23 protein-coding genes are annotated in these 21245 nt (G+C 67.7%); 10 read left to right on the forward strand and 13 right to left on the reverse strand.

Going from position 1 to position 21245, the window contains the following annotated elements; translation table 11 throughout:
- Positions 1-3 precede the first annotated feature (3 nt).
- The 3 genes from ACFXHA_RS00180 to ACFXHA_RS00190 are packed head-to-tail and all read right to left on the reverse strand — an operon-like array spanning position 4 to position 3172.
- Positions 4-885: an amidohydrolase family protein gene (locus ACFXHA_RS00180; RefSeq protein ID WP_379351797.1), complete on the reverse strand. Its 882-nt coding sequence runs from the start codon at positions 883-885 to the stop codon at positions 4-6.
- Complete coding sequence (locus tag ACFXHA_RS00185) at positions 882-1913, reverse strand: nucleoside hydrolase (RefSeq protein WP_379353386.1); 1032 nt, start codon at positions 1911-1913, stop codon at positions 882-884. The genes ACFXHA_RS00180 and ACFXHA_RS00185 overlap by 4 nt, the downstream gene beginning before the upstream one ends.
- A 47-nt stretch (positions 1914-1960) precedes the next feature.
- Positions 1961-3172 (reverse strand): FAD-dependent monooxygenase, encoded by a 1212-nt coding sequence (locus tag ACFXHA_RS00190; RefSeq protein WP_379351798.1) that lies wholly within the window; start codon positions 3170-3172, stop codon positions 1961-1963.
- 105 nt (positions 3173-3277) lie between these two features.
- Between ACFXHA_RS00190 and ACFXHA_RS00195 the strand changes: the two genes are divergently transcribed.
- Positions 3278-3850 (forward strand): TetR/AcrR family transcriptional regulator, encoded by a 573-nt coding sequence (locus ACFXHA_RS00195; protein ID WP_379351799.1) that lies wholly within the window; start codon positions 3278-3280, stop codon positions 3848-3850.
- A 6-nt stretch (positions 3851-3856) separates the two neighbouring features.
- Here ACFXHA_RS00195 and ACFXHA_RS00200 read toward each other — a convergent pair whose 3' ends face one another.
- Both ACFXHA_RS00200 and ACFXHA_RS00205 read right to left on the reverse strand, forming a co-directional pair.
- A complete protein-coding gene (locus ACFXHA_RS00200; RefSeq protein ID WP_379353388.1) occupies positions 3857-5359 on the reverse strand; it encodes an MFS transporter in 1503 nt (500 codons plus the stop codon).
- A 229-nt stretch (positions 5360-5588) separates the two neighbouring features.
- A complete protein-coding gene (locus ACFXHA_RS00205) occupies positions 5589-6983 on the reverse strand; it encodes a CoA transferase (protein WP_379351800.1) in 1395 nt (464 codons plus the stop codon).
- A gap of 65 nt (positions 6984-7048) precedes the next feature.
- Here ACFXHA_RS00205 and ACFXHA_RS00210 point away from each other — a divergent pair, with 65 nt between their 5' ends.
- A complete protein-coding gene (locus ACFXHA_RS00210; protein ID WP_379351801.1) occupies positions 7049-7819 on the forward strand; it encodes a thioesterase II family protein in 771 nt (256 codons plus the stop codon).
- Positions 7820-7827: 8 nt separating this feature from the next.
- Here ACFXHA_RS00210 and ACFXHA_RS00215 read toward each other — a convergent pair whose 3' ends face one another.
- The gene (locus ACFXHA_RS00215; protein ID WP_379351802.1) at positions 7828-8604 is read right to left on the reverse strand and encodes an O-methyltransferase; all 777 of its coding nucleotides are present in this window, start codon (positions 8602-8604) and stop codon (positions 7828-7830) included.
- A gap of 34 nt (positions 8605-8638) precedes the next feature.
- Complete coding sequence (locus ACFXHA_RS00220) at positions 8639-9199, reverse strand: helix-turn-helix domain-containing protein (RefSeq protein ID WP_379351803.1); 561 nt, start codon at positions 9197-9199, stop codon at positions 8639-8641.
- An 89-nt stretch (positions 9200-9288) separates the two neighbouring features.
- Between ACFXHA_RS00220 and ACFXHA_RS00225 the strand changes: the two genes are divergently transcribed.
- Genes ACFXHA_RS00225 through ACFXHA_RS00235 form a run of 3 tightly spaced genes read left to right on the forward strand, consistent with a single transcriptional unit; the run spans position 9289 to position 11061 of the window.
- A complete protein-coding gene (locus ACFXHA_RS00225) occupies positions 9289-9492 on the forward strand; it encodes a hypothetical protein (RefSeq protein WP_379351804.1) in 204 nt (67 codons plus the stop codon).
- A complete protein-coding gene (locus ACFXHA_RS00230; protein ID WP_379351805.1) occupies positions 9485-10312 on the forward strand; it encodes an ABC transporter ATP-binding protein in 828 nt (275 codons plus the stop codon). Before ACFXHA_RS00225 ends, ACFXHA_RS00230 begins: the two co-directional genes overlap by 8 nt.
- On the forward strand, positions 10309-11061 hold the full coding sequence (locus ACFXHA_RS00235) for a hypothetical protein (RefSeq protein ID WP_379351806.1): 753 nt from the start codon (positions 10309-10311) through the stop codon (positions 11059-11061). Before ACFXHA_RS00230 ends, ACFXHA_RS00235 begins: the two co-directional genes overlap by 4 nt.
- Here the strand turns inward: ACFXHA_RS00235 and ACFXHA_RS00240 are convergent.
- Complete coding sequence (locus ACFXHA_RS00240) at positions 11024-11419, reverse strand: DUF2784 domain-containing protein (protein ID WP_379351807.1); 396 nt, start codon at positions 11417-11419, stop codon at positions 11024-11026. The genes ACFXHA_RS00235 and ACFXHA_RS00240 overlap by 38 nt on opposite strands.
- A gap of 118 nt (positions 11420-11537) precedes the next feature.
- Between ACFXHA_RS00240 and ACFXHA_RS00245 the strand changes: the two genes are divergently transcribed.
- Complete coding sequence (locus ACFXHA_RS00245; protein WP_379351808.1) at positions 11538-11957, forward strand: YciI family protein; 420 nt, start codon at positions 11538-11540, stop codon at positions 11955-11957.
- Positions 11958-11968: 11 nt separating this feature from the next.
- A complete protein-coding gene (locus tag ACFXHA_RS00250) occupies positions 11969-13255 on the forward strand; it encodes an RNA polymerase sigma factor (RefSeq protein WP_379351809.1) in 1287 nt (428 codons plus the stop codon).
- Here ACFXHA_RS00250 and ACFXHA_RS00255 read toward each other — a convergent pair.
- The 4 genes from ACFXHA_RS00255 to ACFXHA_RS00270 all read right to left on the reverse strand — a co-directional run bounded on the left by ACFXHA_RS00255 (position 13249) and on the right by ACFXHA_RS00270 (position 17474).
- Entirely contained in the window at positions 13249-14037 is a 789-nt protein-coding gene (locus ACFXHA_RS00255; RefSeq protein ID WP_379351810.1) for an O-methyltransferase, read from the reverse strand. The genes ACFXHA_RS00250 and ACFXHA_RS00255 overlap by 7 nt on opposite strands.
- Positions 14038-14212: 175 nt before the next feature.
- A complete protein-coding gene (locus ACFXHA_RS00260) occupies positions 14213-15673 on the reverse strand; it encodes an SDR family NAD(P)-dependent oxidoreductase (RefSeq protein ID WP_379351811.1) in 1461 nt (486 codons plus the stop codon).
- 53 nt (positions 15674-15726) lie between these two features.
- Positions 15727-17262 carry a hypothetical protein gene (locus ACFXHA_RS00265; RefSeq protein WP_379351812.1) on the reverse strand — a complete coding sequence of 512 codons (1536 nt, stop codon included), beginning with the start codon at positions 17260-17262 and terminating at the stop codon, positions 15727-15729.
- Positions 17259-17474 carry a hypothetical protein gene (locus ACFXHA_RS00270; RefSeq protein WP_379351813.1) on the reverse strand — a complete coding sequence of 72 codons (216 nt, stop codon included), beginning with the start codon at positions 17472-17474 and terminating at the stop codon, positions 17259-17261. The genes ACFXHA_RS00265 and ACFXHA_RS00270 overlap by 4 nt, the downstream gene beginning before the upstream one ends.
- A gap of 146 nt (positions 17475-17620) precedes the next feature.
- Here ACFXHA_RS00270 and ACFXHA_RS00275 point away from each other — a divergent pair, with 146 nt between their 5' ends.
- The 3 genes from ACFXHA_RS00275 (at position 17621) to ACFXHA_RS00285 (ending at position 20187) form a co-directional block, all read left to right on the forward strand.
- A complete protein-coding gene (locus ACFXHA_RS00275; protein WP_379351814.1) occupies positions 17621-18307 on the forward strand; it encodes a TetR/AcrR family transcriptional regulator in 687 nt (228 codons plus the stop codon).
- Positions 18308-18392: 85 nt separating this feature from the next.
- Complete coding sequence (locus tag ACFXHA_RS00280; protein WP_379351815.1) at positions 18393-19538, forward strand: acyl-CoA dehydrogenase family protein; 1146 nt, start codon at positions 18393-18395, stop codon at positions 19536-19538.
- Positions 19522-20187, forward strand: coding sequence for a TetR/AcrR family transcriptional regulator (locus ACFXHA_RS00285; RefSeq protein WP_379351816.1), 666 nt, complete (start codon positions 19522-19524; stop codon positions 20185-20187). Before ACFXHA_RS00280 ends, ACFXHA_RS00285 begins: the two co-directional genes overlap by 17 nt.
- Positions 20188-20192: 5 nt before the next feature.
- Here ACFXHA_RS00285 and ACFXHA_RS00290 read toward each other — a convergent pair whose 3' ends face one another.
- Positions 20193-21233, reverse strand: a complete 1041-nt coding sequence (locus ACFXHA_RS00290; protein WP_379351817.1) for a saccharopine dehydrogenase family protein — start codon at positions 21231-21233, stop codon at positions 20193-20195.
- Positions 21234-21245: the final 12 nt, after the last annotated feature.

The raw sequence follows: 21245 nt of genomic DNA on the forward strand, positions 1-21245 counted from the left end.
GCGCTAGCCGATATCGAAGACGCGTGCCGCGTTATCGTGACAGACCGCGCGCAGCCAATCATCACCCAGGTCCAGGCGTTCGAGGGCGAACAACGCGTGGCCGTACGGATACGGAATATTGGGGAAGTCGCTGCCGAACAGGATGCGGTCGCCGAGATCGCGCACGCGCGGGAGTTCGGCGGCCGGAAAGACGCCGGCGTCGAAGAAGTCGGTGAAGTTCATGGTGGTGTCGAGCAGCACGCCGTCGTAGGACTCGGCCAGATCGAGGAACTCGCCGTACTCGGGCGCGCCCATGTGCGCGATGATCGGGCGTAGTCGCGGGAAGCGTTGCAGCAGTGTCGCCATCGGCCCGGGACCGGTGAATTCCCCGGCGGCGGGCCCGGATCCGCAGTGCATGACCACCGGGATACCGGCGTCCTGCACCATGCCCCACACCTCGTCCAGCAGCGGATCGGCCGGGTGATAGCCGCCGACCTGGATGTGCAGCTTGAAGATCCGCGTCCCGCCCTCGATCGCGGCGCGCACATAGCCGGGCGCGGACGGTTCCGGGTAGAAGGTGGAGGTGTGCAGGCAGTCCGGCGTCCGCGCGGCGAAATCGGCCGACCAGTCGTTGAGCCAGGCCGCCATGTCCGGTTTGTGTGGGTACACCATCGACGTGAACGCGCGAACCCCGAAGCCGCGCAGCGTCTTCAACCGCACCTGTTCCTCGTCGCGGTAGGTGATGGGCCAGTCGCGATTGCCGATCAGCGGTCCGGCCGCGTCGAAATAGCCCCACACCTTGCGCAGTACCTGCTCGGGCATGAAATGCGTGTGGACGTCGATGATGCCGGGTAGTTCGAGGCGATTGCGGAATCCGGCGACATCCAGGTCCTGGTCGTCGGTCACCGCTGGGAATCCTCGGCCGCGAACGCTGTTCGCGCGTAGTCGCCGACCCGGCCGATGAGCCGCTCGAAGAACAACTCCGGATCGGTGGCGACCACGATGTCCGCGTTGGGTTCCCGTCCCCACATGCCCGCCCAGTCGGCCACGGTCGTGGCCCGGGTGATCGTGCCGGCCAGCTCCACGTCCACGGTCGCGGGCTTGGTGATCGCCAGACTCGGGTCCAGCGCCACCGCCGCCGCGAACGGATCGTGCATATGGGCCAGATAGCCCTGGTCGTAGAGCTTGTGGAAGTCGAAGTAGAACCGCACCGCGTCCGTCAGATACCGCACCAGCGGATTGCTCGCCGCCGAACGCGCTTCGGGCGGATCGTTCTCGGTGACCAGTTCCACCGGTGTGCTTCCGGCCCGTTCCGCCAGCAGCACCAGGTGTTTCGGCTTCATCTCGATGGTCTCGGTGATGTCGAGCGCGCAGACGATGGGCCGGCGGTCGGCGGGTGCGGCGGAGAAGGCGTCGAAGACCTCCTTGGCCGCCTCCGGATCCACGTGCACATTCCACTCGTTGGTCGGGGTGGTGTTGCCGGGATGGTTGAACGCGCCGCCCATGATGACGAGTCGTTTCAGCAGTTGCGGCAGTTGCGGTTCCATCCGCAGTGCAAGTGCGAGATTGGTGAGCGGGCCGGTGCACAGGCCGACGATCTCGCCGGGATGCTCGCGGGCCAGGTCCACCCACAGCTGTGCCGCCGACCGGTCGGACAGGGTCCGGGTGGTCGGCGGCAGCTCGGCGTAGCCGACGCCCTGTGGTCCGTGCGTGTCCTCGGTGGTCCGCAGCGGCACCGCCAAGGGGGTCAGGGCGCCCAGGGCCACTTCCAGGTCCGGGGCGCGGACCAGGTCGAGGAGCGCGAGGTTGTTGGCCGCCACCTGCGGCGCGGGCACATTGCCCGCGCTGGAGGCGATTCCGACGATCTCGGCCTCGGGGGAGGAGAGCAGGTAGAGCAGGCCGAGGGAGTCATCGATGCCGGTGTCGTTGTCCATCAGGATCTTCTGCCGCACGGGTTCGAGGGTAGCGGCCACGTTGCGGCTCAGTAATTGGGGAGGACGTAGTCGGCGGTGGCCGGGGCGAAGAGCTTCTTGGTGAGCGGCAGCATGACCTTGGAGGTCATCACCCGCCAGTTCATCCGTGCCGCGGCGGCACCGAACCGGGTGGTCGGCAGCATCATCTTGATGCCACCGCCCGGCAGCTCCTTGGCCTTGTCCAGGAACGGGGTCACCAGCTCCTGGTAGCGGGCCTGAGCGCGCCCCAGATCGCTTGGGGTGGCGGCGATCTCACCTGCGAGGATGTACGCGCCGACAATGGCCATCGCGGTGCCCATCCCGGTCAGCGGGGAGCCGCAGTACCCGGCATCGCCGAGCAGAGTGACCCGGCCCGACGACAGCTCCGGCACATCGATGCGGGCGAGCTGATCGAAGTAGAAGTCGGGCGTGGTGGTCATGGCTTCGAGGATGGTCGGGGCCTTCCATCCTGCGCCGCCGATCATTTCGCGAATCCGGGCCTGCTGCGCCACCGGATCCCGCCGCAGCGCCGGGTCGTAGTCCTGACGCAGCGTGATGATGCCCTTCGCGGTGGCCGGATCACGATCCGGGCGAATCGCGAAGGAGGCGCTGGGAATCGAGCATCCGGTCAGCCAGCCCTCCTCGGCGTCGGCGGGGGTGGGCATGGTGAAGAACGCCATGTATCCGCCGAGGTGGGTGGCGAACTGCTCTTCGGGTCCGAAGATCATGCGGCGGGTGGCCGAGTGCACGCCGTCCGCGGCGATGACCAGCTCGAACCGTTCGGTGCCGCCGGAGGCGAAGGTGACATCGGCCCCGGTCGCGTCCTGGGCGATGTGCTCGACCCAGTCGCCGTAGCGGTAGTCCAGCGGTCCGCCGACCTCCGCGATCTGGTCCAGCAGCACCTGGTTGAGGTCACCGCGGGAAATCTCGATCTCGGCGGCGGGACCTTCGCCGCCGAACATCTCCACGTCGATGCGGGCGTAGGTCTTGCCGCTCTCGTCGACGTAGGCCCAGCCGTGCTCGTGGACCTGCAGCTTGCGGATGCCCGGCATCAGGCCCATGCGCTCGGCGGCCTCCTTGCTGGCGGTGCGCAGGTCGACCGCCTGGCCGCCCGGCCGGGGAGCGGTGGCCCGCTCGACGACCGTGGCGGAGATGCCGGCCCGAAGCAGTTGCAGGGCAACGGTGTTGCCGGCGATGCCGCCGCCGACGACGAGGATGCGGGGGGTGTTGGTGGTGGTCATGTCGAACTCCTGGTGAGCTGGTGTACGTCCGTCTAAGACATATGTCTAACAGATTCTGACACGGTTGTCTAGAACAAATGTCTAAGACGCTGGTAGGGTGGGGTCATGGGAAATCGAGAAGACCTACTGGAGGGCGCTCGCCAGGCCGTGCTGGAGCGGGGCCTGGCCAAGGTGACCGCCCGCGACATCGCGAAAGCGGCCGGGGTGAGCCTGGCGGCCATCGGCTATCACTTCGGTTCGAAGGATCAACTGGTCACCGAGGCCATCACCATGGGCTTCGGCACCCGGATCGGCGACGACATGGACGCGGCGATCAAGGCGGCGGGGGAGGGTCGCACCCTGTGGGAGTCGCTGGCCGGGACCTGGAACGGCTTCGTCGATGTGGTCGAGCGCAATCGGGACGGACTGATGCTCAGCACCGAGAACGGCATTCAGATCGCTCGTGATCCCGAACAGCAGGTCTTCATGGCGCAGGCGAGTGCGGTGGCGAACCGCGATCTGGCGGAGATCCTGCGGACCGTGCACCCGGAACTCACCGAGGATCAGGCAGCGGCGGTCGGCCAGTTGCTGTTCCTGGTGTTCCAGGGGCTGGCCGTGCAGAAGATGATCGCGCCCACCGCCGAACTGCTGGACGGGGATTCGTTCGTGACCGCGATCGATGCCTTGCGCGGCAACTGAATCGGTCTAACCGGGCGGGACGTGCCGCAGCCGCGTCATGGCGATGAGCGCCAGCAGCAACGCGGCTCCCGCGGCGATGGCGGCGGTGAGATGCATCCCCGCGAGGAACGCGTGCTTGGCGGCGTCGGCGACCGCGTCGCCCACCTTGCCCGGCAGGGTGGTCGCGACTTCCATGGCCGCGCCGAGCGTGTCGCGCGCGGCATGGGCGTCGTCGACGGGCAGCCCGTAGGGCAGGTTGGCATCGAGCTGGCTGCGGTAGATCGCGATGCTGATGCTGCCCAGAATGGAAATCCCCAGCGCACCGCCGAATTCCGCCCCAGTCTCCGAGAGCCCCGACGCCGCGCCCGCCTGCTCGGGCGGCGCGGTACCGACGATCAGCTCGGTGGTGATCCCGAAAACCGGTGCGAGACCGAAGGACACCAGCAGCGACGCCGCGATGGTCAACTCCACCCCGCCGGTCGCGGTGATCCGGGTGAGCAGCAGCAGCCCGGCCGCCGCCATGGCCATCCCGATCCCGATCATGTAGGCGGGCCGCATCACCTTCATGATGCGCGGTCCCAGCTGGGAGCCGATCATGAAGCCGAGCCCGGCCGGGATGGTCGCCAGCCCCGCCCGCAGCGGCGACATGCCCAGCACCAGTTGGAAATACTGGCCGACGAACAGCGCGTAGCCGAAGGTCACGAAGATGGAGACCATATTGATGGTGAGCGCGGTACGGAAGCTGCCCAGCCGGAACAGTCGCAGATCCAGCATGGGTTCGGGCACATTGAGTTGGCGGCGCACGAAGATCGCGCCGATGCCGAAGCCGACGGCGAGCGCGCCCAAGGCTGCCGGTCCGGGACCGTCCTGTGCCGCCTTCTTCATCCCGAACACCACCAGCAGCATCGCGGAGGTGCACAGCGCCGCACTGATCAGGTCGAGGCGACCGGCGTCGGGATCGCGGTACTCGGGTAGTACCCGGGGTGCGAGCACGATCAGCAGCACCATGACCGGTACCGCGAGCAGGAAAACCGAACCCCACCAGAAGTGTTCGAGCATGATCCCGCCCGCCAGCGGTCCGATGGAACCGCCGACCGAGTAGGCCCCCACCCAGACGCCCACGGCGATCGAGCGCTGTCCCGCGTCACGAAACATGGTGAAAATCAACGAGAGTGTGGACGGCGCGAGGGTGGCCCCCGCCACGCCGAGCAGCGCCCGGCAGCCGATCAGGACCGGGGCCGAGGGCGCGAAAGCGGCGATGATCGACACGGCGGCGAAGGCGGCCGCGCCGACCATGAGTAGTCGGCGCCGGCCGATCCGGTCGCCGATGGTGCCCATGGTGAGCAGCAGCCCGGCCACCAGAAACCCGTAAACATCGATGATCCAGAGCAATTGGGAGCTGGTGGGGCGCAGGATCTCGCTGATCTGCGGTACCGCCAGGTGCAGCACGGTGAGGTCCATGGAGTACACCAGGCATGCCAGGGCCAGCACTGCCAATCCGGCCCATTCCCTTCTCCCCACCGAGGTCATGCCATCGGCGGCGTTGAGCAAGGGAGCAGGTGTGTCCACGGTGACGTCCTCCATACGCATGTCGACACACGGGTCGACAATATTGATGTCGGTTTCAGGGTCTCATTTATTAACGTCACGCGGGGGTCAAGCTCGGTGTGTCGAAAGACATGAATTGCAAGGCGAATTCGCTTTATTTGCGGATGCACTTGCGGGTGTGCGTGCAGCGCGTTGTATACAAACGCAAGCGCTACGAACCGACCGGTAGGACTCGCCAGTTGGGCGCCGCCGAACCGTACTCCGGAGCGGGCCACGGATAGTCCGCGTAGGCGGTCAGGGCGGGTGCCGCGGTGGTCACCGCGCCGTGCGTGCGGGCGGTACCTGGATCGGGTGTCGCGGGCGCGACGTGAACCGGTGTCCGACCCGGCGCTGTGATCAGCCAGGATGCCGTGCGGGCGAGGGCGACTCGGACATCGCGGCCGTGGCCGTCGGCGCGCCGGGCGCACAGCGCGTCCAGCACCCCGGCGGCGAGCAGATAGCCGCTGGCATGGTCGAGGGCCTGCGCGGGCAGCACGCCCACGACTGGTTCACGGTGTGAATTACCCGGTGTGCCTTCGATGAGCGAAATTCCCGATGCGGCCTGCGCGATGCTGTCGAAACCGCGTCGATCACCCCATGGTCCGGTTTCGCCCCATGCCGAAACTCGGCCTCGCACAATTCCCGGCCGCAATTCCCCGGGCCGCACTCCGAGGTGTTCCAATCTGCCCGGTCGGTAACCGGAGATGATTATGTCTGCATTGCTGATCAATTCGCGAAAAACAGGAAGATCGGTACGCAAATCGACTACAGTGGACCGCTTCCCCTGACAGGTGTCCAGGAACTGCCACTCGATCTCGGGCAGCTGCGGCGGGTCGATCCGCAGGACATCGGCTCCGAGCAGGGCTAATGCGCGGGTCGCCACCGGGCCTGCGATCACCCGGGTCAGATCGAGCACCCGCAGTCCGCGCAACGGCTGCAGCCGCGTTGCGGCAGTGGATGATTCGATGCCGCCGTGCTCGGCTGATTCGACACCGCCCCGATCCGCGCACGTTTCGACGGTGACCAACGGGCCTGCCGCCGCGGCTTTGCCCTGTGGGCTGTCGGCCCATTCCCGCTCATCGCGCACCCGCACGGCGATGGCCCCGTGCGCGGCGGCTCGTGCTTCGATATCCGCTGCGGCGAGGGTGGCGATCCGTCGCGTGAAGTCTTCGCGGCGTGCATCGGCGGGCAACTCCACCGCCGTGAGCAGTCGCGCCCGATGATGCGGGTAGTTGGCATGCGTACGCACCCATGCGTCCGCAGCCCTGAAGAAACCTGACAACTCTGCGAAGCCGTCCGGCCGCGCACCGTCGCGGAGGAACAACCGCTCGCTGGAGAACGCCGCCGTCACCCGCGCCGGATCGACGGCCGCGCCCAGCGGCTCGATCCCACAGGCCACCCGCCAGCGGTCCGCGGCCAGGGCGAACGCGGTCACCGCGCCCCCGGCCAGCGCCCAGACGGGCAGTACCGCAGCCAGATTCGCGCCCGGTTCGGGAGATTCCGGCGGTGTTCCCGCGACACCGACCCCGGCCTGATAGTCGCGGACCAGGTCATCGGTGGTAGCCATGATCCGACTGTATCGCCGCGACCGCGCCCGACCGCGGTGGAAAATCTCACGGCATACTCGACCGGGTGACCGTCACCGAACTCACCGCGACCCCCTGGCTGCGCGCGCTGCGGCCCGACCCCGCCCCCGCCACCGTGCTGGTGTGCTTCCCGCCCGGCGGCGGCTCGGTGACCGCCTACCGCTCCCTGGCCCTGCGCTTCGGCTCGGGCACCGCGGTATTCGGCGTGCAGTACCCGGGCCGTCAGGACCGGTTGGCCGACGCGCCGGTCCCGGTGCTCACCGAACTGGCCGCCCGCGCCGCCGCGGACCTGCTGACCTGGCCGAAGGGCGTGCGGCTGGCCATCTTCGGGCACAGTATGGGCGCGACGGTCGCCTACGAGACGGCCCGACGGGTGGAAGCCGGTGGCCAAGAGATCGCGCACCTGTTCGTGTCCGGCCGTCCCGCACCGGCTTTCGTCGAGACCGCCCAATTACACGCCGGACCCGACGCCGCCCTCATCGCCGATCTCGAACGGCTGTCGAACGATCCGGCAGCAGTGCAGATTCTGCGCGACGAGCCGGGCCTGGCCGAGCTGGTCCTGCCCGCCGTGCGCAACGACTACCGCGCCGTGGAAACCTATCGGCACCAGCCGGGTTCCCCGCTGCGCACCCCGATCACCACACTGGTCAGCACCGCCGACCCGACCACCACCGCCGAGCAGGCGACCCAGTGGCGCGACTACACCACTGGCGGCTTCGACCTGGCCACCTTCGACGGTGGCCACTTCTATCTGGATCTGCCCGAAAACCTGCCCGCCATAGCGGATTTGATCGCACGCACGCTGCGCTCGAGTTGAGGACCGGCTCAGCCCAGGTATTCTGATTCGAGTACCCGGTCCTTGAGCAGGGTCTGGTACTCGATGTGGGTGTCGTGCTCGACGGTGCGCCAGGTGGTGCCCTCGGCCGCGCGCATGTACTGCAGGTAGTCCGGGGCACCCGGGATGCGCATATTGTCGGCGACCACCAGCGACCCCGGGTGTAGCCACCCGGCCTCGAGAATGGTCTTCAGATCCGCCAGGTACGCGGACTTGTCGTGGTCGACGAACACGAAATCGACCGAGCCCGCAGTGATTCCGTACTCCTCGCCGAGCCGCCGGACGGTCTCGCCGCCGTCGCCGATGGTGCCGACCACCACCGTCACCCGATCCGCCAGCCCGGCGTGCGCGATGATGTCGCGCGCCACCTCGGCATTGGCGGCACTGAATTCGACCGAGATCAGCCGCGCGCCGGTCGGCATGGTGTGCGCGGTACGGACCGCGCTGTAGCCGATGTAGGTGCCGAGTTCCAGCAGCAGGGTGGGATTCGCGCGCCGGACCGCGGCATCCAGCAGCAGGCCCTTCTCGTCGCCCACGTTCACCAGATTGCTGCGGGTGCGGGCGAACTTGTCGATGGCCTCGAGCACGCTGCCCGGATTGCCTTGCTCGGCGGTGGCGATCACGTGATCGCGCACGGCGGCCTCGCGGCCGTCACCGAATTGACCGGTGCGCGTGAAGTTTCCGAGCCCCCGCACGGTGCTGATGGCGGTGCGGACCGGATAGACCACCCGCTCGCGCAGGACCGCCCCGATCGATGTGCCGGCCATGAATACCCCTTTGCTCACGTAGACAGCTACGCGATTATGCCGAACTAGAACAAGTTCCGCTTCCGGGAGCCGGTTCGTCGGGCAGCACGACGGTGCGCAACAGGCGCCTGGTGCGGTCCGGCGCGGGCCCGTTCGTCATCCGGGTGGCGACCACCCGGCCCAGATCAGCGGCGAATTCGGCGAATTCGGCATCGTTGAGCCAGAGTCCGAACATGCGGTAGCCGACACCGTCACGCACATAGTCGATTTCGTCGCGGGTGAGGTAGCGGTCGAAGTCGGCCACCAGTCCGGCGACGAAGGCCATGAAGGCGCGATGCTGCTCCTCGACGCTCGCCTGGGCGAGCGCGGCGGGGTCCACGTAGGTGGCGGCGGGGCGCAGCCGGTAGGTGCGCTCGACGGTGCCGCGCACGCGGCGCTCGGTGACCACCTCGAGGACCTGCGCGTCGACGAGTTTCGCGACATGGCGGTAGAGGCTGCCCGGGGGAACGTCGCCGAGTTCGGACTTGAGTTCGTTCGTGGTCTGGGTCCGGTCGCCGAGAAACGCTTGCACGATCCGCAATCTGACCGGGTGCAGCAGAAGTTCGACGGAGTTCACGGAATCGACCCTAGCAGCTTTACTTCCATCCCTAATAATGTTCACAATAGTGATAACAATCGCTGGGTCGTTCGTCGGAGAGGAATCAGGTGTCGAACATTCCGGTCGCCGCGCTGGTGCCATTGGTCGTGGTGGCACTCGGGTTCGTAGGTTTCTGCTGGTACGACATCTCCCGAACACGGGTGAAGTACCTGCCCAAGTGGGCATGGGCGGTGTTGTGCCTGATCAGCATTCCGTTGGGCGGAATCATCTACCTGGTGATCGGCCGCGACACCGGCTCCGCCCGTGAGTGAGCCGTCGGTCCAGGTCACCGGCGTGGCGGTGCGCTTCGGTGACTTCGTGGCGCTGGACGGCGTCGACTGGAGCGTCGACGGCTGCGGCGTGATCGGACTGATCGGACTCAACGGTGCGGGCAAGACCACGCTGATCCGCACCGTGCTCGGGCTGCAAGCGGTGAGCGCGGGTGACGTTCGCGTCCCGATCGGCCTGGGAGCAATCGGATACTGCCCGGACACACCGGGTTTCGAACCATGGCTTTCGGCGCGCGAGGTGCTCGAACAATCCCTCGCGATCGGTCCGGCCCGCGATCCCGGCACCTGGTCGGTCGACGCCGCGCTCGCCGCGGTCGATCTGGAACGGCATGCCCACCGCCGTGCGGGCGGCTTCTCCCGGGGCATGATGCAGCGCTTGGGAATCGCGGCGGCGCTGGTCCGTGAGCCCGGGGTGCTGATCCTGGACGAACCCACCAGCGCCCTGGACCCGGAGGGCCGGGCCGCCGTGCTCGCACTGATCCGGGAGCTGGGGGAGCGGATGACCGTCGTGTTCTCCAGCCACCTGCTCGCCGATGTCGAGGACCTCGCCGACCGGCTCCTGGTCCTGCATGGCGGGCGTGCCGTATTCGCGGGTACGACAGCCGATTTCCTGGCCGAGCACACCGCCGAACCCGCACTGCGGATCGCCCTGACCGGTGGCCGGGTCATCGAGGCCGAACCACCGGGGTGGGGTCCCGCGCTGGCGGACGCCGCCACCCGCAGCACCGACATCGAGGACATCCGGATCACGCGGCCCACCCTCACGGACGCGTTCTTCGCAGCGATAGGGGAACGGCCATGAACCGCACGGTCTTACGGGTCGAGTGGTACCGATGGGTGCGCACCCGGCGACTGCTCGCCCTACTGGCCGCCTTCGTACTGTTCGGCTTCCTCTCGCTGCTCGGCGCGAAATATCTGCCGGACCTGATCGGGCAGTCCGCCGATATCAAGCTGTTGCGAGTGCCCGACTGGCGAGACGGGTTGCAGCAGTACGTGAAGAACACGGGCCTGCTCGTCGCGGCCGTCGCCATGATCCTGGCCGCGCAGGCATGCGCGGTGCGGAGTACCGAGCCGATCGGGATCTACTACCTCAGTCGTGAGGTTTCGCCGGTACGGCTCTATCTACCGCGAATCCTGGTCGCCGCGAGCGTGATCGCGGCCTCGGCTCTCGTCGGGGCCACAGTCGCACTGTACGAATGCTGGGCGCTGTTCGGGTCGTATCCGCTGGGCACGGGAGTGGGTTCGCTTGCCGTGCAGGGCATCGCGGTGGTGCTGTTCGCCGTGTTCGCGGCGGCGATGGCGGCCCGGATCGGTACGGCGGGACTCGCGGCCGCGATCACCGCCGGGGTCTACGTGTGCTGCCTACTGCTGTCGACCGTGCCCGCGATCCAGCCCTGGCTACCCACGACCGCCCTGCAGCCCACCATCGCCGCGAGCGGATTCTCGTTCGCAGACGCGGCGAAATCCCTACTGCCGCTGGCACTGGCAACCGCACTGGCGCTCACCGTCGCCCTCACGACGCCGATTCGCGCGATTCGGGCAACCGCATAGCCGCCCGGCGCTTGGACAGCAGATACAAGCCCACCCAGGACACCACCACACAGATCACCACCAGCACCCGAACTTCCTCGAGCGCGCTGCGGGGGTAGAGCACGCCGGTGATGTAGCGGTCTATGAACCCGCTCGACGGCAGGCCCGCCTCACCCGCGCGATGGCGGGCCCAGTTCTCCAAATCCGTGAGCGGACACTCGAACTTGAACAGCACCGTGCTGAAACCCCACCCGAAGGCGGCCAGGTGCAACCAGATGGTGCGCGGCCACCGCCAGGCGACGAAACCACCGGCCACGACGTAGGCCACGAACACGAAATGCACGATCGCGGTCGCGTCGGCCAGCAGCCGGTAGCCCATGAGCCCCAGCATAGGCCGGGATTTCAAACTTTTTCGGCGGCCGTGTCGATCCGTGTCCGAGCCGTTCGACCTTGATGTGAAAGGGTCGGAAAGCGACCCGTGACGAAGGAGGACCCCCATGAAGTACATGCTGATCTGGCGTGCCAGCGACGAGGGCAACGCGTCCATGGCCGAGGCGGATTTCGAGAAGGTGCTCGAATCGGTGGGCCGCTACAACGACGAGTTGATCCGCGCCGGCGTGCTGCTCGCGGCCGAGGGCCTCGACAGCGCGGAGGACGGGGTGGTCATCGACTTCACCGCCGAACCGCCGCTGGTCACCGACGGGCCCTACGGCGAGACCAAGGAACTCTTCGGCGGCTTCTACATCCTCAATGTCGCCTCCAAGGAGGAGGCCGTCGAATGGGCCAGGCGCGCACCGTCGTTCGGACCCGGCTTCAAGACCGAGATCCGCCGCGTCACCACCATCGACGAATTCCCGCAGGACAACGAGTGGATCCAGAAGGAACGCGCCTGGCGCGAATCCACCGGGCAACTCTGATCCGCTGAGCCATGGCAGACCCCACCGGACGTGACGCCGTGGCCGCGGTGTGGCGCATCGAATCCGCGCGCATCGTCGGCGCATTGGCGCGGTACACCGGCGACTTCGGGCTGGCCGAGGACCTCGCCCAGGAGGCCCTGGCCGAGGCGCTGGTGGCGTGGCCGCGCGAAGGCGTGCCACGCAATCCGGCGGGGTGGTTGCTGACTGTCGGGCGGCGGCGGGCCATCGATGCCTTCCGCCGCCGGGCCGTCCGCGACGATCGCTACCGTGCCCTCGCCCAGGAACTGGGGGAGGGCACGGCGGCCAGCGGTGCGCCGCCGGCGGCGGTAGCCCTTGGCACGGAACCGCTCTGGGATCCGGATCAGATCGACGACGATGTGCTCGCGCTCATGTTCGTGGCCTGCCATCCGGTACTGTCCCGCTCCGCGCAGGTGGTGCTGACCTTGCGGGTGATCGGCGGTCTGACCAGCGACGAGATCGCGAAGACGTTCCTCGAACCGACGGCCACCGTGCAGGCGCGCATCACCCGGGCCAAGAAAACGCTTGCCGCCGCACAGGTTCCGTTCGCCATACCCCCGGCGGACGAACGAGGCGCGCGGCTGAGCGCGGTCCTCAATGTCGTCTACGTGATCTTCACCGAAGGCTCGTCGGCCTCCTCCGGACAAGACCTGATCCGCCTCGACCTCGCCGCCGAAGCGCAGCGGCTCGCCCGGGTGCTGGCCCGGCTGGTGCCCGACGAACCCGAAGTCCACGGGCTGCTGGCCCTGCTGGAACTGACTTCGGCACGCTTTCCCGCCCGCACGGACTCGAACGGGCAGCCGGTGCTGCTGGAACACCAGAATCGAATGCGCTGGGACCGGGCGGCAATTCGCCGCGGCCGGGCCGCGCTCGACCAGGCGGCACGGGGCGGGCGCGGGCTCGGGGCGTACGGGCTGCAGGCGGCGATCGCGGAGTGTCATGCGGTCGCGGCCTCGGTCGACACCACCGATTGGGATCGGATCGTCGTGCTCTACGAAGCGCTCGGGCGGCTCTCACCGTCACCGATCGTCGAGCTCAATCGCGCCGTGGCGGTGTCGATGGCCCAGGGCCCGGCGGCCGGGCTCACGCTCGTCGAGGAACTGAAGAACGCTGCGGCCATGCCGAATTCCCATCTGCTGCCGAGTGTCCGAGCCGAACTGCTCGCCCGGCTGGGACGCACCGACGAGGCGCGGGCCGAGTTCGAGGTCGCCATCGGATTGTGTGGCAACGAGCGGGAACGCGGAGTGCTGGAAGGCAAGCGGGCGGCGCTGGCTCACTGAGCCGGTGCGCCCAGGTACTCCGATTCCAGCACCAGATCCTTGAGTAGCGACTGGTATTCGGTGTGGGTGTGATGCTCGGTCGTGCGCCAGCGAGTGCCCTGAGCCTCCTGCATATAGCGGCGGTAGTCCGGCGCACCCGGGATAGCGACATTGTCGGCGACCACCACGCTGCCCTGATGCAGCCAGCCCGCCTCCAGAATCGTCTTCAGATCCGGCAGGTACGCGCTCTTGTCGTGGTCGACGAACATGAAATCGAGTGTGCCGGGACCGAATCCATGCTCGACGGCCAAGGTCTTGACCGTCTGCCCACCGTCTCCGATGGTTCCGACCACGACGCTCGCCCTGTCCGCCAGCCCCGCATGCGCGATGAGCTCTCGGGCGATCTCGGCATTGTCGGCACTCATCTCGACCGACACCAGCCGGGCGTCCTCGCCGAGCAGGCGGGCGGTACGGATAGCGCTGTAGCCGCAGTAGCCGCCGAGCTCGAGCAGTTGCCGCGGCGCGTACTTCCGTAGTGCCGCATCGAGAATCAGGCCCTTCTCGTCCCCGATGTTCACCAGCAGGCTGTGATTGCGCGCGAAGTCGTCGAACGCGGCCAGCACCGCCTCCGGATCGCCGGCGGGGGAGTGGGCCAGCACATAATCCCTGGCCGCGCGCTCTCGCCCGTCTCCCACCTGCCCCGTTCGCACGAAAGTCGGCCCGCCCAGCAGGAATCGGAGCACCGACCACCGCAGGAACGGCATCCGGTCGCGCAGCGTCCCGGCCATCGACCTGTTGCCCATGGCTCGATTATGGCCCTGTTCAGGGGTGGTAGCGGGCGATAGAAGTAGAAACAAACATACCGTTACGGAAATATGCGCATCTAAACATGAATCACCTTTTCAGACAAAGTCACCTTCGGTGCCCCTCACCTCAAAGACTGCCTAGAGGAGAGGGGCGGTTCGTGAAGGGGAGCGGCTACCAGTTGGAGGGTTCGTAGTCCTTGAGGAAGCAGCCGAACAGATCCTCGCCGGCCTCGCCGCGCACGATCGGGTCGTACACCCGGGCCGCACCGTCGACCAGGTCCAAGGGGGCGTGGAAGCCTTCCTCGGCAAGGCGGATCTTGGTGTAGTGCGGGCGCTCGTCGGTGATCCAGCCGGTGTCGACGGCGGTCATGAGGATGCGGTCGGTCTCGAACATTTCGCGAGCGCTGGTGCGGGTCAACATGTTCAGCGCGGCCTTGGCCATATTCGTGTGCGGATGGCCGGGGCCCTTGTAACCGCGGGCGAAGACGCCCTCCATGGCGGAGACGTTCACGACATACTTGCGCTCGGCGGTCGCGGCGGCCATGGCCGGGCGCAGGCGCGAGATGAGGATGAACGGTGCGACCGAATTGCACAGCTGCACTTCGAGGAGTTCGGTGGCGTCGACCTCGCCGACCGCCTGCACCCAGCTGTTGGTGTGCGCGAGGTCGGGCACGAGTCCGCCCGCGTCGATGGCGACGCCCTGCGAAATGCGTTCGGGGGTGGCCGATCCCGCGACCAGGGCGAGATCGGTGATGTCCGCGGCGGTGAGTCCCGGGGTGAGCGACGCGGTGAGCGCGGTCGGGTGGGCCTGCATGGTCTTGCCGAAGGTGACGACGTCGGGCAGTTCGCCCGCGGGCAGCGGCCCGTTCTCGGCTTCGACGAGTGCGCTGTAGGCGCCGACGCTGCGGCGCACGGTCTGCGCGGCATTGTTGATCAGGATGTCGAGCGGGCCTTGTGCCGCAACATCATCCGCGAGCGCCACGACCTGGGCGGGATCGCGCAGGTCGATGCCGACGACGCGGAGCCGGTGCAGCCAGTCGGCGCTGTCGTGCTGGGCGGTGAAGCGGCGGATGGCGTCATTGGGGAAGCGGGTGGTGATGGTGAGATGTGCGCCGTCGCGCAGGAGTCGCAGTGCGATGTACATCCCGATCTTGGCGCGTCCGCCGGTGAGTAGCGCGCGGCGTCCGTCGAGGTTGGTGGCGGCGTCCCGCTTGGCGTGGCTCTTGGCGGCGCAGTCGGGGCAGAGCTGGTGGTAGAAGGCATCCACACGGGTATAGCGCTGTTTGCATATGTAGCAGGGTCGCGCTTTCAGCAGCGTCCCGGCGCTGGCCCCTGCGGTGGGCGAGCTGATCAGAATTCCGGCGGTTTCGTCGTCGATCCGGTTGGGTGAGCCGGTGGCGGTGGCCGCCACCACTTCCTTGTCGGCCGTGGCGACCGCATCCCGGGCGGCGGTCCGCTTGTTCTGCTTGAACTTCTTGAACATGTGCCCCACGGCCCGCTGCACGGCCACCGAGTCCGGATGGTCCTTGTCGAGCTGCCCGGCGAGTTCGAGTACGCGCAGGCAGGTGGCCAGCTCGTCGGGATCGATGGCCGTTGCGTCGGTCGGTAGTGCCGGGGTCGTCTGGTCGGCCATCGGAGAGAGTGTCGATCCTTCGTGCGGGGGCAAATGACCGACCCATTCTTCCATTAGCTGTGTTCGAGGGATTTCAGGGGTTCGAGCTCGCCGGCGTCGTCGTCGCGGCCGAGTTCGCGGGCGCGTTCGGCGAGGAGTGTCAGGAGGCGGGTGGGGATTTCGTCGCGGACCTGGATGAGGGCCTGCCACACCGCGTTCGGGGTGTCGGGGGTGAGGGCGGAGAGGAATTCTTCGAGGTCGTCCATGCCGTCGAGAATCTCGAGGACGCGGGCGCGGCCGGATTGCTCTTGGGCGAGGGCGATGTCGACGAGGGTGTGGATGTTCTCGCTGCGGGAGGCGGTGAGGACGGCGGTGTGGAGTTGGTCGCGGGTGAGGTCGCCGATGAGGGAGGCGAGGAGGGGTTTGGTGGTGTCGGGGAGGGCGTCGACCAGTGGGAGGGCTTGGGACCAGAGGTCGTGGTCGGCGGTGGCGGTGATGACGGCGGTGAGGACTTCGGGGTCGGTCATGACCGGGAGGCCGGCGAAGCGGCGGCGGTTGTCGTCGGTGAGGGCGAGGGCGACGGGGATCATGGCGGCCCAGAGTTCGGCGGTGTGGGCTTCGCGGATGAGGTCGGTGAGGCGGTTGTCGTCCTGGTCGCCGACGCGGGCGGCGATGAAGGTGAGTTGTTCGGCCGGGAGGTGGGAGGCCAAGGGCAGCAGGTTGATCCATTGGCCGCCGTCGAGGGCGGCGTCCATGATGGCGGCGAGTTTTGTTTCGTCGTGGACGGCGGGGCGTTGGGCGAACAGGCGCAGGCTGTCGGGGCTCATGGCGCTGGTGACGGGCAGCAGGGTGGCCCAGGCGTCTAGTTCGGCGACGGCGGTGATGAGGGAGTCGAGGACCGCGTCGCCGAGTCCTGCGGTGATGTCGCCGATCCAGGCGCGGTTGTGGGGTGCGATGGAGTCGAGCAGGTCGATGCCTTCGGCCCACATGTTTTGTTCGTGGGCGGCGCGGATGACGCCGGCGACGCGGTCGGCGACGATGTGCAGGACGTTGTCGATGGCGGTTTTGTCTTCGAGCAGGAAGCCGATGCGCAGCAGGTCCGGGTCGCTCATGACGGGTGCGGCGGCGCGGAGGGCGGGTTCGGGGACGACGTGGACGAAGCGGCCCATGGTGATGTGGTCGCCGCGTGAGAGTAGTTCGCGTGCAACGTCGGTGACCATTTTCGGGGGCACGGCGGCGATGATGGCGGCGGTGCGGCGGGGGTCGAGTTGCACGGCGCATTCGGCGAGGAATGTCGGCGAGAGGTTCTTGGCGATGTCGACGGCGCGGGTGGGTTCGACGGCGCTGGCGACGGCGGCGCACAGGACGGGTCCGAAGGCGCGTTCGGCCATTTTGGAGCTGATGGCGACGGGCACGATCTTGCTGGCCGAGGCGATGCCCTTCATGCGTTTGGTGTCGCGGTCGAAGAGCAGGTCGGTGACGCGTTCGCGGTAGGCGCGGATGGCGGCGGGTGGCAGGTCGACGAGGTAGTCGAGTTCGGTGGGGTCGGTGATGCCCAGTACGCGTGCGAGTTTGGTGGTCTCGGCGACGGCGGCGAGGTGTTCGCTCATAGTCCGAGTGCTTTCTTGACGGCGGGGCGCATGAGGCGCGGGACGATGTCGAGGGAGTTGCCGATGGCGGTGTCGAGGTTGTCGCCGCGGCGCGCGATGGCGGCCTTCAGCAGGCGGTCGAGGTCGGCCAGGTCGGTGTCGGTGAGCTGGTCGAAGGCGTCGGGCAGGGGTGCCCGCAGGGTGTCGCTGAGTTGGCGTGCTGCGTCTGACATCGGCTGCTTTCCGGTTGTGCGTACTGCCGGTACGGTGATCGATACTGGCAGTACGGTTGGCTGGAATGCAATTGTCCGGTGCGCACTTGTGCTGTGGCTTGTATCACCCGGGTCGGGCGTACCGGCGGTACGTGTATGCTTCGCCCGTGGTTCGTAGCAGTGCCGTCGCGGTGTCCCGGGAGGACATCGTGGACGCGGCGATCCGGGTGATCGATCGGGCGGGGCCGCGTCCGAGCATGGATGACATCGCGCGTGAAGCGCAGATCACCAAGCCGCGGCTGTATCGCCAGTTCGCCGACAAGGGTGATCTTTTCACCGAGATCGCGGCGCGGATGTCGCGGCGGGCGTTCGCGGCGGCGGGTGCGGATATGACGTTGATGCTGCAGCCGCCGCGTCCGGCGTTGCGGCGGGTGTTCTCGGAGTATGCGAACGGAATCCTGGAGCATCCCAACGTGTTCCGGTATCTGGGGCAGGCGCCGCTGTTGCAGCAGTCGGAATCGGGTGTGCTGCAGTTCGATCTGGGCCGGGATGCGGCGCGGCGGCTGGAGAAGCTGGCGCGCTCGGTGGCCGAGGCGGTGCCGTTGGAGACGGCGGGGTTGGACTATCTGTCGCGGGCGCTGGTCGGTGCGGTGGTGTCGATGACGGATCTGTGGTTGGGGGATTCGGCTACCCCCACGTCTGAGCAGACCGAAGAGTTCGTCACGCAGGCGACGGAGTTGGCGTGGGGTCTGATCGATGGCTATCTGCGCCGTCAGGGCATCGAGGCGGAGGCGGACACGCCGATTTTCACGACGTTCGCCGAGGTGAATCAGGCGCGTTCGGTCGACAATTGACGCTTTGTTGACACAACGCCAATAGCCGTGCACGCTGAGGGGCGAGGCGCTGACGCGCACCCGTAGGCAAGCGAAGGATCACACCATGGCACGCCCCGCATGGAGCGACGACGAGGTCGAGGCGGTACGAGGACTGGCCACCACCTTCTTCGAGAAGGAGGTGATCCCGCACGAGGAGAAGTTCATCGCCCAGGGCCATCCCGACCGCGCGCTCTACAACCGCGCCGGCGAACTGGGGCTGCTGTGTGCGTCGATCCCCACCGAATACGGTGGTGGCGGCGGCACTTTCGCGCACGAGGCGGCCATCATCGAGGCCCAGACCCACACCGGCGACGGCGCACTGGGCATGTCGGTGCACTCCTCGATCATCGCGCCCTACATCCACCACTTCGGCTCCGAAGAGCTCAAGACGCGCGTGCTGCCCAAAGCGGCCAGCGGTGAAATGGTGCTCTCGATCGGCATGACCGAACCGGGCACCGGCTCGGATCTGCAGAACATCAAGACCCGCGCGGTGCGTGAGGGCGACGAGTACGTCATCACCGGCTCGAAGATCTTCATCTCCAACGGCTGGCTGTGCGACGGCATCATCATCGCCGCCAAGACCGACCCCACCCAGGGCGCCTCCGGCGTCTCGCTGATCTTCGCCGAGGTCGGCGAGGACACCCCCGGCTTCACCCGCGGCCGCATCCTGTCCAAGATCGGTGGCAAGGGCCAGGACACCGCGGAGCTGTTCTTCGACGGCCTGCGTGTGCCCGCCTCGAACCTGCTCGGCGAGGTCGAGGGCCAGGGCTTTTATCAGATGATGCAGATGCTCGCGCAGGAACGCCTGGTCACCGCGATTCTCGCGGTCGCGATGACCGAGAAGGCCGTCGAGCTGACCATCGACTACACCAAGGGTCGCGAAGCATTCGGCAAGCCGTTGTTCGCGATGCAGAACACCCGCTTCGAACTCGCCGAGTGCGCGACCATCGCCAAGGTCGGGCGCGTGTTCCTGGACGACTGCATCAGCAAGCATCTGCGCGGTGAGCTCGACATTCCCACCGCGGCCATGTCGAAATACTGGTTGACCGATCAACTCGGTAATGTGGTGGATCGCTGCCTGCAGTTCTTCGGCGGCTACGGATACATGACCGAATACCCGATTTCCCAGCTGTACACCGGCGCTCGGGTCCTGCGAATCCTCGCGGGAGCCAACGAGGTGATGAAGGATCTCATTGCCCGCTCACTCTGATACCGACATCGAGCCGACCGCGTCCGAGGACGCCTCGGACGCGCCGTTGCGTCGCCGTCGGCTCGAACCCGACGAACGCCGCGCGCAAATCCTCACCTGCGCGATCGACATGTTCGGTGAACGTCCCTACGCCGCGGTCTCGACCGCGGAGCTCGCACAGCGAGCCGGAGTGGCCCGCGGGCTGATCAATCACTACTTCGGCAACAAACGCGACCTGTATCTGGCGGTGGTGCGGCGCATGGTGACGCTGCCGCGCCCGGAGAAGATGACCGTGCCCGGCGGATCCACCCGGGAGCGGGTGGACGCCAGTGTGGCGTGGCTGCTCGACACCATCAGCGAGCACGGCAGCACCTGGGTGAAGGTCACCGGACACGAAGGCGTGGGCGACGATCCGGAGGTGCAGCGCATCCTGGACGAGGCCGACTACGCCGCCGCCGACCGCATGGTCACGATGATGGGCCTGTCGGAGTCGCTGCACTCGGCCGAATTGCGGGCGCTGGTGCGCTGTTACGGCGGACTGGTCAAGGCCGCCGGGCGCGAATGGATCGTGCGCGGCAGCCTGACCCGCGAGCAGGTGCACCACCTGCTCGCGGACGCCCTGCTCACCCTGGTCGTCGACACCTTCCCGAAGGTCGACGCGGGCAACTAGTTCGATCAGGCGAGCTCCTCGACCTGCCACTTCACTCCCGCGGTGGCGAGCTGGTCGAGGAAGCTCGCCGCTTCGAATGCCTGTGCCGGCGCCAGTGTTCCGGCGGGCGCGCCGTCGGCGACCAGCCGCCGCGCGGCCTCGACCGCGATCACGGCGGTGACGGCGTACGGGTCGAATCCGGTCACCCAGCCGCGTGCGCGACGGCCGTCGACGGCGGTGGCCTCGGCGAGCATGAGCCAATGCGACTCGGCGAGCGCCTGCGGGTCGGGGATCTCCGCAATCGTCTCGGCGACCTCGGCGGTGAGGCTCGCGAACAGGGCACCCGCCGCGGCGCGGATCACGCTGCGTACCTGCGGGGTTCGCACATGGCGGGGCACGGTGTAGATGCCGGGCAGCGCCATCGAGTACACCGCCACCGGGTCGGTCTCGCCGGGCTCGCCGGGCTCGCCGATGGTCGTGGCAGGCTCGCGCACCGGCTGCCACCGACCGTCACGGAATTCGGTCTGTTGATCGATCGTGATCGCGGCCATCGTGCGCGCGGTGCCGCGGGAGGCGGCCCCGGGGCGGCGCAGATCCGCGACCAGCACGTCGCTGATCGGGGCGTCGAGGTGGGCGGCGGTGAGGGCGGCGATCAGATCGCCGGGCACGCCGTCATCGGTGACGGCCGGAATGACCGCGATCCCGGCCTGTTTCGCGGGCTCGTCGAACGTGTCGAGGATGGTGCGCAGGTAGTCGGGTTCGCCGGTGGTGTCGATATAGGGGCGGCGCGCGGCGATCGCGGCCCGCACCACCGGTTCACCCCACAGGGTGAACGGCCCGGCGGCATTGATGACCACGTCACTCTCGGCGAACGCGGCGGCCAGCGCCTCGGAATCGGTGAGCTCGGCGACGCGGATCTCGGCATCGGGGAGACCGGCACGCTGCGCGACGGCGAGCAACCGCGCCGGGTCGCGGCCCACGAGCACGGGGGTGAGGTCGCGGCGGACGAGCTCGGCCACGATGAGCGAACCGGTGAAACCACTGGCGCCGTAGACGGCAAAACGCATGGGAGACAACTC

The sequence above is a fragment of the Nocardia sp. NPDC059240 genome (assembly GCF_042753865.1).
In the GTDB taxonomy this organism is placed as follows: domain Bacteria; phylum Actinomycetota; class Actinomycetes; order Mycobacteriales; family Mycobacteriaceae; genus Nocardia.

Coding starts and splice junctions, on each gene's coding strand:
- ACFXHA_RS00200 (WP_379353388.1), bottom strand. CDS start 5,359: ATGACCTCGGTGGGGAGAAGGGAATGGGCCGGATTGGCAGTGCTGGCC.
- ACFXHA_RS00270 (WP_379351813.1), bottom strand. CDS start 17,474: ATGTCAGACGCAGCACGCCAACTCAGCGACACCCTGCGGGCACCCCTG.
- ACFXHA_RS00250 (WP_379351809.1), top strand. CDS start 11,969: ATGGCAGACCCCACCGGACGTGACGCCGTGGCCGCGGTGTGGCGCATC.
- ACFXHA_RS00245 (WP_379351808.1), top strand. CDS start 11,538: ATGAAGTACATGCTGATCTGGCGTGCCAGCGACGAGGGCAACGCGTCC.
- ACFXHA_RS00240 (WP_379351807.1), bottom strand. CDS start 11,419: ATGGGCTACCGGCTGCTGGCCGACGCGACCGCGATCGTGCATTTCGTG.
- ACFXHA_RS00260 (WP_379351811.1), bottom strand. CDS start 15,673: ATGGCCGACCAGACGACCCCGGCACTACCGACCGACGCAACGGCCATC.
- ACFXHA_RS00290 (WP_379351817.1), bottom strand. CDS start 21,233: ATGCGTTTTGCCGTCTACGGCGCCAGTGGTTTCACCGGTTCGCTCATC.
- ACFXHA_RS00280 (WP_379351815.1), top strand. CDS start 18,393: ATGGCACGCCCCGCATGGAGCGACGACGAGGTCGAGGCGGTACGAGGA.
- ACFXHA_RS00195 (WP_379351799.1), top strand. CDS start 3,278: ATGGGAAATCGAGAAGACCTACTGGAGGGCGCTCGCCAGGCCGTGCTG.
- ACFXHA_RS00235 (WP_379351806.1), top strand. CDS start 10,309: ATGAACCGCACGGTCTTACGGGTCGAGTGGTACCGATGGGTGCGCACC.
- ACFXHA_RS00205 (WP_379351800.1), bottom strand. CDS start 6,983: ATGGCTACCACCGATGACCTGGTCCGCGACTATCAGGCCGGGGTCGGT.
- ACFXHA_RS00215 (WP_379351802.1), bottom strand. CDS start 8,604: ATGGCCGGCACATCGATCGGGGCGGTCCTGCGCGAGCGGGTGGTCTAT.
- ACFXHA_RS00190 (WP_379351798.1), bottom strand. CDS start 3,172: ATGACCACCACCAACACCCCCCGCATCCTCGTCGTCGGCGGCGGCATC.
- ACFXHA_RS00255 (WP_379351810.1), bottom strand. CDS start 14,037: ATGGGCAACAGGTCGATGGCCGGGACGCTGCGCGACCGGATGCCGTTC.
- ACFXHA_RS00185 (WP_379353386.1), bottom strand. CDS start 1,913: ATGGACAACGACACCGGCATCGATGACTCCCTCGGCCTGCTCTACCTG.
- ACFXHA_RS00265 (WP_379351812.1), bottom strand. CDS start 17,262: ATGAGCGAACACCTCGCCGCCGTCGCCGAGACCACCAAACTCGCACGC.